The sequence below is a fragment of the Streptomyces sp. BE20 genome, assembly GCF_036322525.1.
Lineage (GTDB): Bacteria > Actinomycetota > Actinomycetes > Streptomycetales > Streptomycetaceae > Kitasatospora.
In genome coordinates this window covers 53,575-67,313 of record NZ_JAQYWW010001119.1, presented here as the reverse complement: position 1 = coordinate 67,313, position 13,739 = coordinate 53,575, and the positions used below count along the sequence as shown (strand labels likewise).

At 73.8% G+C, this 13,739-nt stretch carries 16 protein-coding genes; 4 read left to right on the top strand and 12 right to left on the bottom strand.

What is annotated here, in order from left to right; genetic code table 11:
- Positions 1-141: 141 nt before the first annotated feature.
- Positions 142-1,185: a zinc-dependent alcohol dehydrogenase family protein gene (locus PUR61_RS34290; protein ID WP_329883434.1), complete on the bottom strand. Its 1,044-nt coding sequence runs from the start codon at positions 1,183-1,185 to the stop codon at positions 142-144.
- 182 nt (positions 1,186-1,367) lie between these two features.
- Between PUR61_RS34290 and PUR61_RS34285 the strand changes: the two genes are divergently transcribed.
- A complete protein-coding gene (locus tag PUR61_RS34285) occupies positions 1,368-2,366 on the top strand; it encodes a DEDDh family exonuclease (RefSeq protein WP_329883433.1) in 999 nt (332 codons plus the stop codon).
- 31 nt (positions 2,367-2,397) lie between these two features.
- Positions 2,398-3,195 (top strand): SURF1 family cytochrome oxidase biogenesis protein, encoded by a 798-nt coding sequence (locus PUR61_RS34280; RefSeq protein WP_329883432.1) that lies wholly within the window; start codon positions 2,398-2,400, stop codon positions 3,193-3,195.
- Between the two features lie 15 nt (positions 3,196-3,210).
- Here PUR61_RS34280 and trxA read toward each other — a convergent pair whose 3' ends face one another.
- Both trxA and PUR61_RS34270 read right to left on the bottom strand, forming a co-directional pair.
- Positions 3,211-3,543: a thioredoxin gene (gene trxA, locus PUR61_RS34275; protein ID WP_329883431.1), complete on the bottom strand. Its 333-nt coding sequence runs from the start codon at positions 3,541-3,543 to the stop codon at positions 3,211-3,213.
- Positions 3,544-3,546: 3 nt separating this feature from the next.
- Complete coding sequence (locus PUR61_RS34270; RefSeq protein ID WP_329883430.1) at positions 3,547-3,984, bottom strand: MerR family transcriptional regulator; 438 nt, start codon at positions 3,982-3,984, stop codon at positions 3,547-3,549.
- Between the two features lie 165 nt (positions 3,985-4,149).
- Here PUR61_RS34270 and PUR61_RS34265 point away from each other — a divergent pair, with 165 nt between their 5' ends.
- Entirely contained in the window at positions 4,150-4,923 is a 774-nt protein-coding gene (locus PUR61_RS34265) for an SDR family oxidoreductase (protein WP_329883429.1), read from the top strand.
- A 66-nt stretch (positions 4,924-4,989) separates the two neighbouring features.
- Here PUR61_RS34265 and PUR61_RS34260 read toward each other — a convergent pair whose 3' ends face one another.
- The 9 genes from PUR61_RS34260 to PUR61_RS34220 form a co-directional block, all read right to left on the bottom strand.
- The gene (locus PUR61_RS34260; RefSeq protein ID WP_329883428.1) at positions 4,990-5,634 is read right to left on the bottom strand and encodes an alkaline shock response membrane anchor protein AmaP; all 645 of its coding nucleotides are present in this window, start codon (positions 5,632-5,634) and stop codon (positions 4,990-4,992) included.
- The gene (locus PUR61_RS34255) at positions 5,631-6,164 is read right to left on the bottom strand and encodes a DUF6286 domain-containing protein (protein ID WP_329883427.1); all 534 of its coding nucleotides are present in this window, start codon (positions 6,162-6,164) and stop codon (positions 5,631-5,633) included. Before PUR61_RS34255 ends, PUR61_RS34260 begins: the two co-directional genes overlap by 4 nt.
- Positions 6,165-6,418: 254 nt before the next feature.
- Positions 6,419-6,778, bottom strand: a complete 360-nt coding sequence (locus PUR61_RS34250; protein ID WP_329883426.1) for a hypothetical protein — start codon at positions 6,776-6,778, stop codon at positions 6,419-6,421.
- Positions 6,778-6,969: a hypothetical protein gene (locus PUR61_RS34245; RefSeq protein WP_329883425.1), complete on the bottom strand. Its 192-nt coding sequence runs from the start codon at positions 6,967-6,969 to the stop codon at positions 6,778-6,780. The genes PUR61_RS34250 and PUR61_RS34245 overlap by 1 nt, the downstream gene beginning before the upstream one ends.
- A gap of 55 nt (positions 6,970-7,024) precedes the next feature.
- On the bottom strand, positions 7,025-7,534 hold the full coding sequence (locus PUR61_RS34240) for an Asp23/Gls24 family envelope stress response protein (protein WP_329883424.1): 510 nt from the start codon (positions 7,532-7,534) through the stop codon (positions 7,025-7,027).
- Positions 7,535-7,692: 158 nt separating this feature from the next.
- Complete coding sequence (locus PUR61_RS34235; RefSeq protein WP_329883423.1) at positions 7,693-8,499, bottom strand: enoyl-CoA hydratase/isomerase family protein; 807 nt, start codon at positions 8,497-8,499, stop codon at positions 7,693-7,695.
- A 222-nt stretch (positions 8,500-8,721) separates the two neighbouring features.
- The gene (locus PUR61_RS34230) at positions 8,722-8,955 is read right to left on the bottom strand and encodes a helix-turn-helix domain-containing protein (protein WP_030059940.1); all 234 of its coding nucleotides are present in this window, start codon (positions 8,953-8,955) and stop codon (positions 8,722-8,724) included.
- Positions 8,956-9,346: 391 nt separating this feature from the next.
- Positions 9,347-10,945, bottom strand: coding sequence for a ribosomal protection-like ABC-F family protein (gene abc-f / locus PUR61_RS34225; protein WP_329883422.1), 1,599 nt, complete (start codon positions 10,943-10,945; stop codon positions 9,347-9,349).
- 212 nt (positions 10,946-11,157) lie between these two features.
- The gene (locus PUR61_RS34220) at positions 11,158-12,087 is read right to left on the bottom strand and encodes a hypothetical protein (RefSeq protein WP_329883421.1); all 930 of its coding nucleotides are present in this window, start codon (positions 12,085-12,087) and stop codon (positions 11,158-11,160) included.
- A gap of 360 nt (positions 12,088-12,447) precedes the next feature.
- Here PUR61_RS34220 and PUR61_RS34215 point away from each other — a divergent pair, with 360 nt between their 5' ends.
- A complete protein-coding gene (locus tag PUR61_RS34215) occupies positions 12,448-13,728 on the top strand; it encodes a glycoside hydrolase family 26 protein (protein WP_329883420.1) in 1,281 nt (426 codons plus the stop codon).
- Positions 13,729-13,739 lie beyond the last annotated feature (11 nt).

The window sequence follows — 13,739 nt, the reverse complement described above, 5'->3', positions numbered from 1 at the left end:
GGCCGAAAGAGGTTGACCGTGATCAGCCAGACGTTCACTCCGTTGCACTAGCCGATTGGCCGAAAACAGACGTATCCGGACATGCCGAAGGGCGGCACCGGACTGCGGTGCCGCCCCTCGAAAAACGTCAACTTGGAGGCGTCAGAACGTGATCCGCACCTTCAGCGCCGAGCGGTCGTCCATCGCCCGGTAGCCGTCCGGCACGCCCTCCAGGTCCACCGTGCGGTCGAACACGAGGCCCGGCTCGATGGCCCCGGAGAGGACGTCCGGCAGCAGCTCGGGGATGTAGGCGCGGGCCGGCGCGACCCCGCCGTTCAGCGAAACGTTTCGGCCGAACATCTGCCCGATGTCGACACCGGCGCTGCCGCCGTGCGGCACCCCGACGTAACCGACCGCGCCGCCGTCCCGGGCGATCGAGACGGCGGTGCGCATCGACTCCTCGGTGCCGACCGCCTCCAGCACGGAGTGCGCGCCCTGGCCGCCGGTCAGCTCCCGGACCGCCTCGATCGCCGCGTCGCCGCGCTCCGCGACCACGTCGGTGGCCCCGAACCGCCGGGCCAGGTCGGTCCGGGCGGTGTGCCGGCCGAGCGCGATGATCCGCCCGGCGCCGAGCCGGTGCGCGGCCAGCACGCCGCACAGGCCCACCGCGCCGTCGCCGACCACCGCCACGGTGGATCCCGGCCGGACCCGCGCGGAGACCGCGGCGTGGTGCCCGGTCGCCATCACGTCCGAGAGCGCCAGCAGGCCCGGCAGCAGCTTCTCGTCGCCCTGGGCCTCCTTGGGCAGCTTCACCAGCGTGCCGTCCGCCCACGGGACGCGCACCGCCTCGCCCTGCCCGCCGTCCGAGCCGACCTGCCCCCAGAAGCCGCCGTGCGGGCAGGAGGTCTGCAGCCCCTCGCGACAGAAATCACACCTGCCGTCCGACCAGACGAACGGCGCGACCACCAGATCGCCGACCTCGAAGTCGCGCACCTCGGCGCCCGTCTCCTCGATCACACCGAGAAATTCGTGCCCGATCCGTTGCCCGGCGACCCGCGCCGCGACACCGCGGTACGCCCACAGGTCGCTGCCGCAGATGCAGGCGTTCACCACCCGCACCACCGCGTCGGTCGGCTGCTGCACGACCGGGTCCGGCACCTGCTCGATCCGGATGTCACTGGGGCCGTGGATCACGGTGGCGCGCATGAGGGTTCGTCCTTCGGAGAGGCGTCCGCGGGGTGCGGCGGGCGGCCGGCAGATATTCGACCAGGTGTACGACGAATACTCCGCCCACTCTATTCCGGCCCGCCCCGTCCAACATTCCGAGCGGCACCGGTCCCACCCGTATCGCGGCGGCGCACCGCCCGCGGGCCTTATTCTGTTGGACCATGTACGCGATCCAGCCCGAGACGCCCGGCGCGGTACCGCGGACGGCTCCCGTCCCGGCCCAGCGCTCCGCCGCCCCCGCCGAGGGCTTCGCGGTGGTGGACGTCGAGACCACCGGCCTCGGCCGCTCGGACCGCGTCATCTCGGCGGGCGTCTACCAACTGGACGAGGACGGCACCGTCACCGACCACTGGTACACGCTGGTGAACCCCGAGCGCGACCCCGGACCGGTCTGGATCCACGGCCTCACCAGCGACCTGCTGGTGGGCGCGCCCACCTTCCCGGAGATCGCCGACGAGTTCGCCGAGCGGCTGCGCGGCCGGGTGATGGTCGCCCACAACGCGCTCTTCGACTGGAACATGATCTCCCGAGAGTTCTCCCGGGCCGGCCTGCGCGCCCCGGTCGACCAGCGGATCTGCACCATGGTGCTGGCCCGCGACCTCCGGCTGCCGCTGCCCAACGGCAAGCTCTCGTCGCTCGCCCGGCACTTCGGCGTCCACCAGCAGCAGGCGCACAACGCGCTGGACGACGCCCGGGTGCTCGCCGAGGCGTTCCGGCCCAGCCTGCACCTGGCCCGCCAGGGGGGCGTCCCGCTGCCGCTGCAGACCTGCGTGGCCGTCACCGACCTCGGCGACGACCAGCCGGCCTCGCCCGCCCGGGGCAACTGGACCGGTGCCGCCTACCGCCAGGCCCGCAAGCGCCCCGCCTGCCCGTACCCGAACCCCGGGCGCTGGGAGGACGGCGAGCCGCTGGTCCAGGGCATGCGCGTGGCGTTCACCGGCGACACCTCCACCGACCGCGAGCTGTTGGAGGACCGCGCCGTCGAGGCGGGCCTGCACATCGCCTCGTCGGTGAGCCGGCTCACCAGCCTGCTGGTCACCAACGAACCGGGCAGCTGGAGCGGCAAGGCCCGCAAGGCCCGCGAGGTCGGCACCCCGGTGATCGGCGAGGACGCCTTCCTCCAGCTGCTGCGCGAGGTCGCCCCGCACCCCGGTGCGTGAGCCGGTGGTGAGGTGGGCGTACCGTGCCCATGTGTACCGTTTTCTGCTCTCCCGGCGCTGGCTGATCACCCTGTTGGTCGCCGTGCTGCTGATCCCCACCACCATCCGGCTGGGGTTCTGGCAACTGCACCGCCACGAGGCGCGGGTGGACCGCAACGAGCTGATCGCCCGGGCCCTCACCGACCGGCCCGTCCCGTACGAGACCCTTTCGGCGGAACCCGGCTTCGCCGTCCCCAAGGGGCTCACCTGGCGCGCGGTGACCACCACCGGGCAGTACGACCCGGAGCACGAGTTCGTGGTCCGCAAGCGGACCGACTCCAGCGGTGACAAGATCGGCTACTTCGTGATCACCCCGCTGGTGCTCGACGGCGGCAGGGGCACCGTCCTGGTCAACCGCGGCTGGGTGGCCTCCGGCACCTCCGCCGTCACCTACCCGGACGTCCCGGCCGCGCCGTCCGGCCAGGTCACCCTGACCGGACGGCTGCGCGCCGACGAGGCCGCCGGCAACGGCCTCAAGGACCGCGCCGGCCTGCCGGACCGGCAGTTCAACCTGATCAGCTCCACCCAGCAGGCCAGGGAGACCGGTGCCGCCCTCCTCGGCGGCTACCTGGAGCTCACCGCGACCGTGCCGGCGCCGGCCGACGAGCCCGAGCTGCTGCCCGAGCCCAACCACTCCGACATCGGCCCGCACATGGCGTACGCGATCCAGTGGTGGCTGTTCACCGCGATGATCCCGGTCGGGTTCTGGGTGATGGCGCGGCGCGAGGCCAAGGACCGGCGCAAGGAGGCCGGCGAGGCCGAGGTCGCCCCGGTCGCCGTCCCCGCCTGAGCCCGCCCGCTCCCGTTACAGGACGTCCGCGAGGTCGCGGAGCAGCCGGGCCTTGGCCCGGGCACCGACCACCGACTTCACCGGCTCCCCGCCCCTGAACACCATCAGCGTCGGCATCGAGAGCACCCCGTACTCGGCCTGGGTCTCCGGATTGCGGTCGACGTCCAGGCTGACCACCGTCAGCCGGTGCGCCTCCTCCCTCGCGATGTCCGCCAGCACCGGCACCATCTGCCGGCAGGGCGGGCACCAGTCCGCCGTGAAGTCCACCAGCACCGGCCCCTCGGCCGCCAGGACCTCCGCGGCGAAGGTCTCGTCCGTGACCTCCGCGACCCCTGCGATCTGCACCATGGTCTACTTCTCCTCCCACTCGACTGCCGGCTGCGCGGCCCATTCGCACTGCGGCGGCTCTCCGGCGGTGCCGACCGCCAGCTCGTCCCGCTCCCGCTCGGCCCGGGCGAACTGCCCGGCCACCTGGGTACGGACCTCCTGGAGCCGGTCGATGCACTCGTCCAGTTCGGCCAGCTTCCTCCGGTAGACCTCCAGCGAGGCCGGGCAGGAGTCCCCGTGCGGGTGACCGGCCTGCAGGCACTCCACGAACGGCCTGGTCTCCTCCAGGCCGAACCCGAAGTCCTGCAGCGTGCGGATCTGCCGGAGCAGCCGCAGGTCCTCCTCGCCGTACGCGCGGTAGCCGTTGCCGGCCCGCCGGGCCGGGAGCAGCCCGAGCTGCTCGTAGTACCGCAGTGCCCGGGTGGTCGTCCCCGCCCGCCTCGCCAGTTCACCGATCCGCATGACCGCATCCTCGCCCTTCCGGCCGCTGTCCGAAGGCCGCTGTCCGAAGGCCGCCGGGAACGACGGTAGACCTTGACGCCGACGTCAACGCCAGGGGCGGCGCGGGCCCGGGCCCCGCCGCGTCCGCACTACCTTCCGCCCGCCCTCACCCGGCAGGATGGCCCCATGGATCTTGGACTGCAGGACAAGGTGTACGTGGTCACCGGCGCCACCCGGGGCCTGGGCCTCGCGACCGCCCGCGAGCTGGCCGCCGACGGTGCGCGGGTGCTGGTGAGCGGCCGGAGCCGGGAGTCGGTGGACGCGGCGGTCGCCGAACTCGCCGGACTCGGCGGCGGAGCGGACGCGGTGCACGGGCTGGTGGCCGACAACGCCGCCCCGGAGACCGCCGAGCGGCTGGTCCGCGAGGCCGTCGAGCGGTTCGGCCGGCTGGACGGCGTGCTGATCAGCGTCGGCGGTCCGCAGGCGGGCCCGGTGGGCACCGTCGCCGAGGATGCCTGGCGCGACGCGTTCGAGTCGGTGTTCCTCGGCGCGCTGCGGATCGCCCGGACCGCCGCGGGGACGCTCGGCGAGGGCGGGGTGATCGGGTTCGTGCTCTCCGGCTCGGTCCGCCAGCCCATCCCGGGTCTCGGCATCTCGAACGGTCTGCGCCCCGGCCTGGCGATGGCCGCCAAGTCGCTGGCCGCCGAGCTCGGTCCGCGCGGCATCCGGGTGGTCGGCCTGCTCCCGGCCCGGATCGACACCGACCGGGTGCGCGAGCTCGACGCGCTCGGCGGCGACGCGGAGGCCTCCCGCGTCCACCACAGCGCCGCCATCCCGCTCGGCCGCTACGGCACCCCGGAGGAGTTCGGCAAGGTCGCCGCGTTCCTGCTCTCCCCCGCCGCGTCCTACCTCACCGGTGTGATGATCCCGGTCGACGGCGGCGCACTGCCCGGACTGTAGGACGGCGTTCGCCGGCCGCGCGTGGAGGCATCCGCCCGGCGCGCGGCAGGCGGATGCGCCGGGCGGTCAGAGCACGCGCGGGTGCTTGTCGCGCCGTCCGCCGCGCCGCGCGGCGGTCTCGTGCCTCGCCGGCACCACCCGGATCCGCAGGTCGGCCGGAAGGTCCGACAGCCCGAGACTGACCAGCGCATCGGTGCGCGGGCCGGTCTCGAAGTGCTCGGCGAGCGCCGCCGGATCGCCGCCGGACGTCATCCGGACGGCCGCCCGCAACCGGGGGTGCCGGGCTCCGCGCAGCAGCCGGACACCCACCCGCTCGACCTCGGGGAGCGCCACGGTGCCGGTCTCCAGAGCGTCCTCCAGTGCCCCGGTGCGCAGCCGCAGCCGCAGCCCCGGCGTGCCGGGGGTCGGCACCGGCACGGTCGCCGGCCCGCTCCGCCGCAGCTGGGCGAGCAGCCACCAGGCGGTCCCGACGACCACCACGGCCAGCCCGGCGATCACCGCCGGCCACCACCAGGCCTCGGACACCCAGCGGGTCCGCGCCCGCGCACCGATCACCGGCCGGTCCGGCGAGGCCTGCGGCCACCGGTCCGGCAGATCCACGCCCAGTCTCCGGTACAGGTCGAGGCCCCCGGCCAGGACCAGCAGCCCGGCCACCAGCAGGACCACCCCGACCGCACCCACCAGCACCCGGTTGACGGTGCTCCGGCTCACCCGCTCCCACCACCCTCCACGACAGCGCCCTGCACTCCCCCGCCGGACCCGCGCCGGCGCCCGCGCCGGGTCCTGACGTCCAGCCGCAGCGGTCTCGCCAACCCGACGACCGCCAGCTCGTCCCGCAGCTGCCGCTGCACCGAGGCCGGATCGGCCGGGCCGGTGAGGGTGATCCGGACCCGGCGGCGGCCGGTCCGCACGTGCAGGTGCTCGACGCCCGGCAGGTCGGCGGCCCGGTGGACCAGCAGCGCGGTCACGCCGGACCGGTCGATGGCCGCGGAGGTGCCGCCGACCGGGCGGAGCGGGAGCCAGCGGCTCAGGCCGGGGGCGAGGGCGAGCCAGAGCAGCCAGCCGCCGAGCAGGGTGGCAGCGCCCGCTCCGAGCAGCACCCAGGTGTCGTCGAGGTGCCGGGTGGCCAGTTCGTCGGCGATCTCGGCACGCCAGCGGCGGGCGGCGTGCCCGGTGCGGACGGCGACCACGTCGTAGAGCAGCGCCACCGCGGCCACCAGGACCACCGTCGCGACCACCACGGCGGCCGTGGTCCGCGGTGCCCGCAGCCGCGGCACCCTGACCGCGGCGGGCCCTGGCTCCGGAGCCTGTTCCCCGGCCGCACCGGCCGCACCGGCCTCCGCCGGTACGGCGGGCCCCGCAGGCCCCTCAGGACCCCCAAGCCCCTCATGCGCTCCGGACTCCGCATGCGCTCCGGACTCCGCCGCCCCGGCAGCCTCCGCCGGTACGGCGGGCCCCGCGGGCGGCGTCCCCGGCTCCCCCTCCGCCGGCCCGGTCATCCCGTGCCCTCGGTGACGAGCCGTTCCACCACGACCACCACCTCGGCCACCCGGGTCCCGGTCAGCGCACCGACCTGGGCGGCCACCCGGTCGCGGACGGCCCGGGCGAGGGCGGCGAGGTCGGCGGGGAACGGCAGGTCGACGGCGACCCTGACGGTGACGGCGGCGGAGGGCGAAGCGGGGCCGGTGACGGAGACCTTCGGCGGCCCGCCCGGTCCGCTCCGGCCCGGCCGGACCTCGGCGAGCGCCTCACCGGCGGCCCGGGCGGCGATCCGCGCGTAGACGCGGTCGGCGATGCGCAGCCGGCCGCGCGCGCCGGGTTCGCGGGTGGCGGGCGCCGGGACGAGGGCCGCCATCAGCGGCGCCGGTCGCGGCCGCGCAGGAGATCGCCGAGGTCGCCGAGTTCGAGGTCGCCCTCCAGCAGGCGGCCGACCACGAAGCCGACCACCCCGAGGGCCGCCACCAGCAGGAACGCCGCGAACCCGCCGAAGTAGCCGGCGAAGCCGAGGGCCATTCCCACCACCAGGCCGATGAGGGCCAGGTTCATCCGTTCCACCTCGTCTTCCGCCGCCCGCCGCTCCGGGCGTGCTGCCGCACAGGGACTACTTCAGCTTGGGCCGCTGGCCGGAGGAGGGGAGCTCCTCTTCCTCCTCCTCGATGTCCGGCTCGTCGGGCAGGTGGACGTCGTTGACGGCGATGTTGACCTCGACGACTTCCAGCCCGGTCATCCGCTCGACCGCGTCGACGATGTTCTCCCTTACCTGCCGGGCGAGTTCGGGGATGACGACGCCGTACTCGACGACCAGCGCGATGTCGATGGCGGTCTGCTTCTCCCCCACCTCCGCCTTGATGCCGCGCCCGATGTTGCCGCGCCCGCCGGGGACCCGGTCGCGCATCGCGGCGAAGGTGCGGGCGAGCCCGGAGCCGAGGGAGTGGATGCCGGTCACCTCGCGGGCCGCCATCCCGGCGATCTTCTCGACCACGCCGACGGCGAGCGCGGTGCGACCGCGTTCACCGGCGGCCCCGCCGAGGCCGGCGGTCGAGGAGCCACCGGTGGAGGCACCGGTGGAGGGGTTCTTGTGCAGGGTGGCGGGCGTCGGAGTGTCAGGCATGGGCTCATCTCCCGTCGTACGGCTCCAGCTATATCGCAAATCGCTCCAACTCTGGCATTTCGCCACGAATCCCGCCCCCGGAACCGGCCGGTACGGCGAAGGCCCTGCCCCCCGAGGTCGCCTCGGGGGGCAGGGCCTTCGCCGGCCGGGGAGGCCGGTCAGTCCCCGATGCCGGCCAGGTCGCGCAGACGGCGGGCCTGGGCCGCCCGTTCGGCCGAGCGCTGCTCGTCGTAGGAGCGGCCACCGGCGCCCCGGAGCAGGGCCTTGGTCTCGATCACGGCGTTGCGCGGTGCGGCGAGCAGGGCGGCGGCGAGGTCGCGGGCGGCGGCGTCCAGCTCGCCCGCGGGGACGGCCAGGTTGGCCAGGCCGATCGCCGCGGCCTCCTCGGCGCCGACCCAGCGCCCGGTCGCGCAGATCTCCAGCGCCCGCGCGTAACCGACGAGTTCGGTGAGCGGCTTGGTGCCGGCGAGGTCGGGGACGAGGCCCAGCGAGGTTTCCTTCATGGAGAACTGCACGTCGTCGGCGACCACCCGCAGGTCGCAGCCGAGGGCGAGCTGGAAGCCGGCGCCGACCGCGTGGCCCTGGACGACGGCGATGGTGACCAGGTCGGGGCGGCGCCACCAGCTGAAGGCCTCCTGGTAACCGGCGATGATCCCGTCGAGCTCCTCGGGCTCGGCGGCGGCGAGCTGGAGGAAGCTGGGCTCGCCGGGGATGCCCTCGGGGGTGAACATCGCACGGTCGAGGCCCGCCGAGAAGGAGACGCCCTCGGCGCGGAGCAGCACCACCCGGACGGTGCCGGGCAGGTCGCGGCCGACGGCGGACAGGGCGCGCCACAGGGCGGGCGACTGGGCGTTGCGCCGCTCGGGCTGACAGAGGGTGACGACGGCGAGTGCGCCGTCGATCTCCAGGCGGACGCCGTCCCGCTCCCGGCTCGGGGTCTGCGGATCGGTGGCGGGAGCGGTCATGAGGGGACCTCCGGTGGCGAGGATGCTTGGCTACCGGAGAGTAACAAAACTGGTGGAGCGACGGCAGGGGGCAGCACGGAGCGGCGGACGGCCCGCCCGCGCACCGGTCGCGGATATGACGATCGGCGGCCGGTTCACTCGGACCGGGGAGTGGACGACCCTCGGTCGCCTCCCCGGCCGGCGCCCTGCCGCCGAGTCATCCGTCCGTTGACCGACGGAGCGTCAGGAACCTGCCCCGGCAGTAGCTTTGTTCTTGCCCCGCGTGGCACCGCCGCGGCCCCGGAGAATCACTCCGGACTCGCTCAGCATCCGGTGCACGAAGCCGTACGAGCGGCCGGTCTCCTCCGCGAGAGCGCGAATGCTCGCCCCGGAGTCGTACTTCTTCTTGAGATCGGCCGCGAGCTTCTCACGCGCGGCACCGGTTACCCGGCTGCCCTTTTTCAGAGTCTCGGCCACCCGTGCCTCCTCGTAGCGTTGCTCGGTCAGATTCCCATGATCACCCATCCACCGCGTCCTGGCCACCCATTCGACAAGGTCCATGTCGGGAATGCGCGGTCCTTCGGTAGTGATCCGAGCGCACAAGGGCGCTCACGCAGAGTGCACGCCCCCGGACGAATACCGCCGTCCGGCGAGAAAGGGCTGATCAGCAGCGTCGGCCCGGCCACGATCGAGTGGCGGGCCGACGGAAGCTCCTTAAACGGAATGCGGGACCTCTTCATTCCCGGACACGCCGATGGGACTAGTTTTTCTGGTCCAAAATGTGGATGGAATGTCTAGTTCCGGCCAGACGGACAGCCGGATGCCCGGCCGTCCGTACGGGCGACCGGGCACCGGGAGGTCGGCGGGATCAGGCCAGCGTGACCAGGTCGTTGTAGGCGGGGCTCCAGAGGTCCTCCACGCCGTCCGGCAGCAGGATGATCCGCTCCGGCTGGAGCGCGTCGACCGCGCCCTCGTCGTGGGTGACCAGCACGACCGCGCCGCTGAACTCGCGCAGCGCGCCGAGGATCTCCTCGCGGCTGGCCGGGTCCAGGTTGTTGGTGGGCTCGTCGAGCAGCAGCACGTTGGCACTGGAGACCACCAGCGCGGCCAGCGCGAGACGGGTCTTCTCACCGCCGGAGAGCACCCCGGCCGGCTTGTCGACGTCGTCGCCGGAGAAGAGGAACGAGCCGAGGATCTTCCGGATCTGCACCAGGTCGGTGTCGGGCGCGGAGGAGCGCATGTTCTCCAGCACCGTCCGCTCCGGGTCCAGGGTCTCGTGCTCCTGGGCGTAGTAACCGACCTTCAGGCCGTGGCCCGGGATCACCTCGCCGGTGTCCGGCTTCTCCACCCCGGCCAGCATCCGCAGCAGCGTGGTCTTGCCCGCACCGTTGAGCCCGAGCACCACGACGCGCGAACCGCGGTCGATGGCCAGGTCCACGCCGGCGAAGATCTCCAGCGAGCCGTAGGACTTCGACAGGTCGCGCGCCGTCATCGGGGTCTTGCCGCAGGGCGCCGGGTCCGGGAACCGCAGCTTGGCGACCTTGTCGCTCTGCCGGACCTGGTCCAGGCCGGAGAGCAGCTTCTCGGCGCGGCGGGCCATGTTCTGCGCGGCCACCGTCTTGGTCGCCTTGGCGCGCATCTTGTCCGCCTGCGCGTTCAGCGTCGCGGCCTTCTTCTCGGCGTTGGTCCGCTCGCGCCTGCGGCGCTTCTCGTCGTCCTCGCGCTGCTGCTGGTACTGCTTCCAGCCCATGTTGTAGACGTCGATCGCGGAGCGGTTGGCGTCCAGGTAGAAGACCTTGTTGACGACCGTCTCGACCAGCTCGACATCGTGCGAGATGACGATGAAGCCGCCCTTGTAGGTCTTCAGGAAGTCCCGCAGCCAGACGATCGAGTCCGCGTCGAGGTGGTTGGTGGGCTCGTCGAGCAGCAGCACGTCGGAGTCGGAGAACAGGATCCGGGCCAGCTCGACGCGGCGGCGCTGACCACCGGAGAGCGTGTGCAGCTCCTGGTTGAGGATGCGGTCCGGCAGGCCCAGCGCGGCGGCGATGGTGGCGGCCTCGGCCTCGGCCGCGTACCCGCCCTTGGTCAGGAACTCCGTCTCCAGGCGCGCGTACTTCTTCATCGCGTTCTCCTGGGTGGCGCCCTTGCCGTTCGCCATCCGGTCCTCGTTCTCGCGCATCTTCTTCAGCACGGTGTCGAGGCCGCGGGCGGAGAGGATGCGGTCCTTGGCGAGGACGTCGAGGTCGCCGGTGCGGGGGTCCTGCGGCAGGTAGCCGACCTCGCCCGAGCGGGTCACCGTGCCGGAGGCGGGGATGCCCTCGCCGGCCAGCACCTTGGTGAGCGTGGTCTTGCCGGCGCCGTTGCGACCGACCAGGCCGATCCGGTCGCCGGGGGCGACCTTGAAGCTCGCCGACTCGATCAGGATCCGGGCACCGGCACGCAGCTCAAGGGCGTTGGCGGAAATCATGGCTGGGGACTACTCCTGGGGCGTGGGCGGGCGCCCGGACGGGGCACGGGCCGGGACGGCGGGTGAAGGGCGTCGGCGGAGGCTCGGCGGACCGCACGGCGCGGCGCCGCTCGCCCGCTAGTGCACGGAGAGAACAGCCATGACGGCAAGTCTACCGGGCCGCGCGAGCGAACCCCCGAGGGATTACCGGCCGGGGGTACCCGGAGGGCCGGCTACCGCGGCTGCTGCCCGTCCGCCGGCGCCGCGCAGCTGCCCTCCGGGCGGACGGCGGCGAACGGCTCGGCCGGGCTGCCGCAGGCGGCCTCGGGCGCGGCCGCGCGGGTGTCGAAGACCTTGGGAGCGACGATCGGGCCGTCCGAGATCAGCACCCGGCGGCCGTCCAGCGCCTTCATCGAGACGCCCGGGCCGGCGTTGAGCTGCCAGCCGCTGCTGTCCAGCCGGTAGCCGGAGATCCCGCCGGAGACCGACTGGCCGCTGCTGTTGGAGCAGCTGCGCGGAACCAGCACCGCGAAGTCGCTGGCCACCGTACGGGTCGGGTCGTAGACGCAGTTGCCGGCCGGCTTGGAGTTGTAGCGCAGGTCCCCGTCCGCGTCGCGGAAGCCCATCGTCAGATTGGGTGTGACCACCGCCACCCAGGGCGCGGACTGCTGGACCGTCCGCAGCGAGGCCGCCGCCCGCTCGGTCGCGAGCTGCTTGCGCTGCTCCTCGGTGCGCTTGTCGGCGCCGGGCTCGCCGTCGGCGCGCAGCCAGTCGGCCAGGCCGGGCACCGCGCGGTGCCAGCGCACCTCGTGGTCGCCGGGCCGCACGGAGGTGACCAGGCCGTCGTCCCAGACCACCACGGCGTTCTCGCCCGCCATCGACAGGTAGAGCGCGGTGGCGCCCTCCCGCTGGTACGACCAGGCGTGCTCCCCGGTGGCCTTGTGGTACGCCTCCAGGCCCGGTCCGACCCTCAGGTCGAGGTCGGCCGCGTCCAGGGACTTCACGGCGTCCGGGCTCGCGTCCGAGGCGCCCGGTGCGGCCACCCGGTCACCGAACGGAACCGGCTTGTTGGCGTGCGCGGCCGCGCCCGCCACAAGGACCAGCAGCACCGCCAGGGCAGGCAGGATCGATCGGGGGCTGAGGGCGCGCGACTTCCAGGACACGGGCGGAGCGTACCTTTCACCGCCCGCGCGAGTCAGCCGGACCTCTCCGTACGGCCGGACGGCGGAACCTCGCCGGCCGGTTTCGCACGGGCCGGCCGACGCCGCCCACCGACCTGCGCCGTCGGGCCCGGCGGCGCCCCGGGCCCCGCCCGGGCCCGGGGCGCGGGTAGGGCTCCCCGGGCCTCCGGGACTGTTACAGAGGTGATACACGGCACACCGCCGGACGGCGTTCGAATAGCGCCCACTTTAGGGTGACATTCGGCTTTTCCTCCGCCCGGCGGGCCTACTGTCGGCAATCGGGGCGTCACGTTGCGTCGCCCTCCGCCCTGCCCCACCGAGGCCCCCGCCCGAGGAGAGACCATGCGATTCGGCCGCCTGGCGCTGGCCGCCGCCGCCCTGCTGCTGCTCACCACCGCCAGCGTCCCCGCCGGCACCCCGCTGAGCCAGACCGAACGGCACGCGCTCTCCTCCGACGCCATCTCGCCGCGCGGCGCCGCACCGCGCCCGGTCGTCCAGCGGCCCAAGCACGAGCCCCCGTTCGGGGCGTTCGTCGGCTCCTGGGACCGGTACATCCCGCAGATCGGCCGCTACGCGCAGTGGCTCAACAACGCCAACCTCCAGGTCGGTCACACCTATCTGGCGGGCAACGGCTGGGCCGACGTCGAGGGCGAGGCGATGGTGCTCGGCATGTGGTCGCAGTGGCGCCAGGCGGACCCGTCCCGGACGCTCGTCCTCGGCGTGCCGATGCTCGTCCCCAACGAGGCGAACGTGCCGGACGGCGAGGTCGCGAAGCTGCTCGCCCAGGGCGCGCGCGGGGACTTCGACCGGCACTTCCTCAAGCTGGCCCGCCGGCTGGTGGCGCTCGGCGGCGCGGACACCGTCCTCACCCTCGGCTGGGAGATGAACGGGGTCACCTACACCCACCGCTGCAAGCCCGACCCCGCGGCCTGGAAGACGTACTGGCGACGGATCGTCACCGTGATGCGGTCGGTGCCCGGGCAGCGGTTCCGTTTCGACTTCACGCCCAACCGCGGGCTGGACGCGATCCCGTGGACCAAGTGCTACCCGGGCGACGACGTGGTGGACATCATCGGCATGGACAGCTACGACCAGCCGGCCGGCGCGACCTTCGACGACTACGTGCACGAGCCGTACGGGCTGCTGGACCAGGTGGAGTTCGCCGCCAAGCGCGGCAAGCCGGTCTCGTACCCGGAGTGGGGGCTGTTCCGGAACGGCGACAACCCGGAGTTCGTGCAGCGGATGGTGGAGTGGATCCGCACCCACGACACCGCCTACCAGACGGTCACCGACTACTGCCCGCACGGCTTCTGGCAGTGCGACCGCAACCCGCGGTCCAGCGCCCGGTTCCGGCAGCTGATGGGCGGCTCCCCGGGGGCACCGGCCGCGGCCGTGCCGACGGCGCCCCCGGCACCGGCGGCGCCCGCGATGCCGTCCGCACCGCCGGCGCCGTCCGGCGCACCGACCGGTCCCCCGGCCTCGCCCACCACCCCGGCCCCGGCCCCGGCGGCGGCCTCCGCGCCGCCGTCCGCCACGGCGAGCCCGTCGGCGAGCCCCTCAGCGAGCCCGTCGGCCGGTCCCTCACCGAGCGCCTCGCCGACCGCCGCCCCCGCGCGGCGCTAGGACGTGTCCGG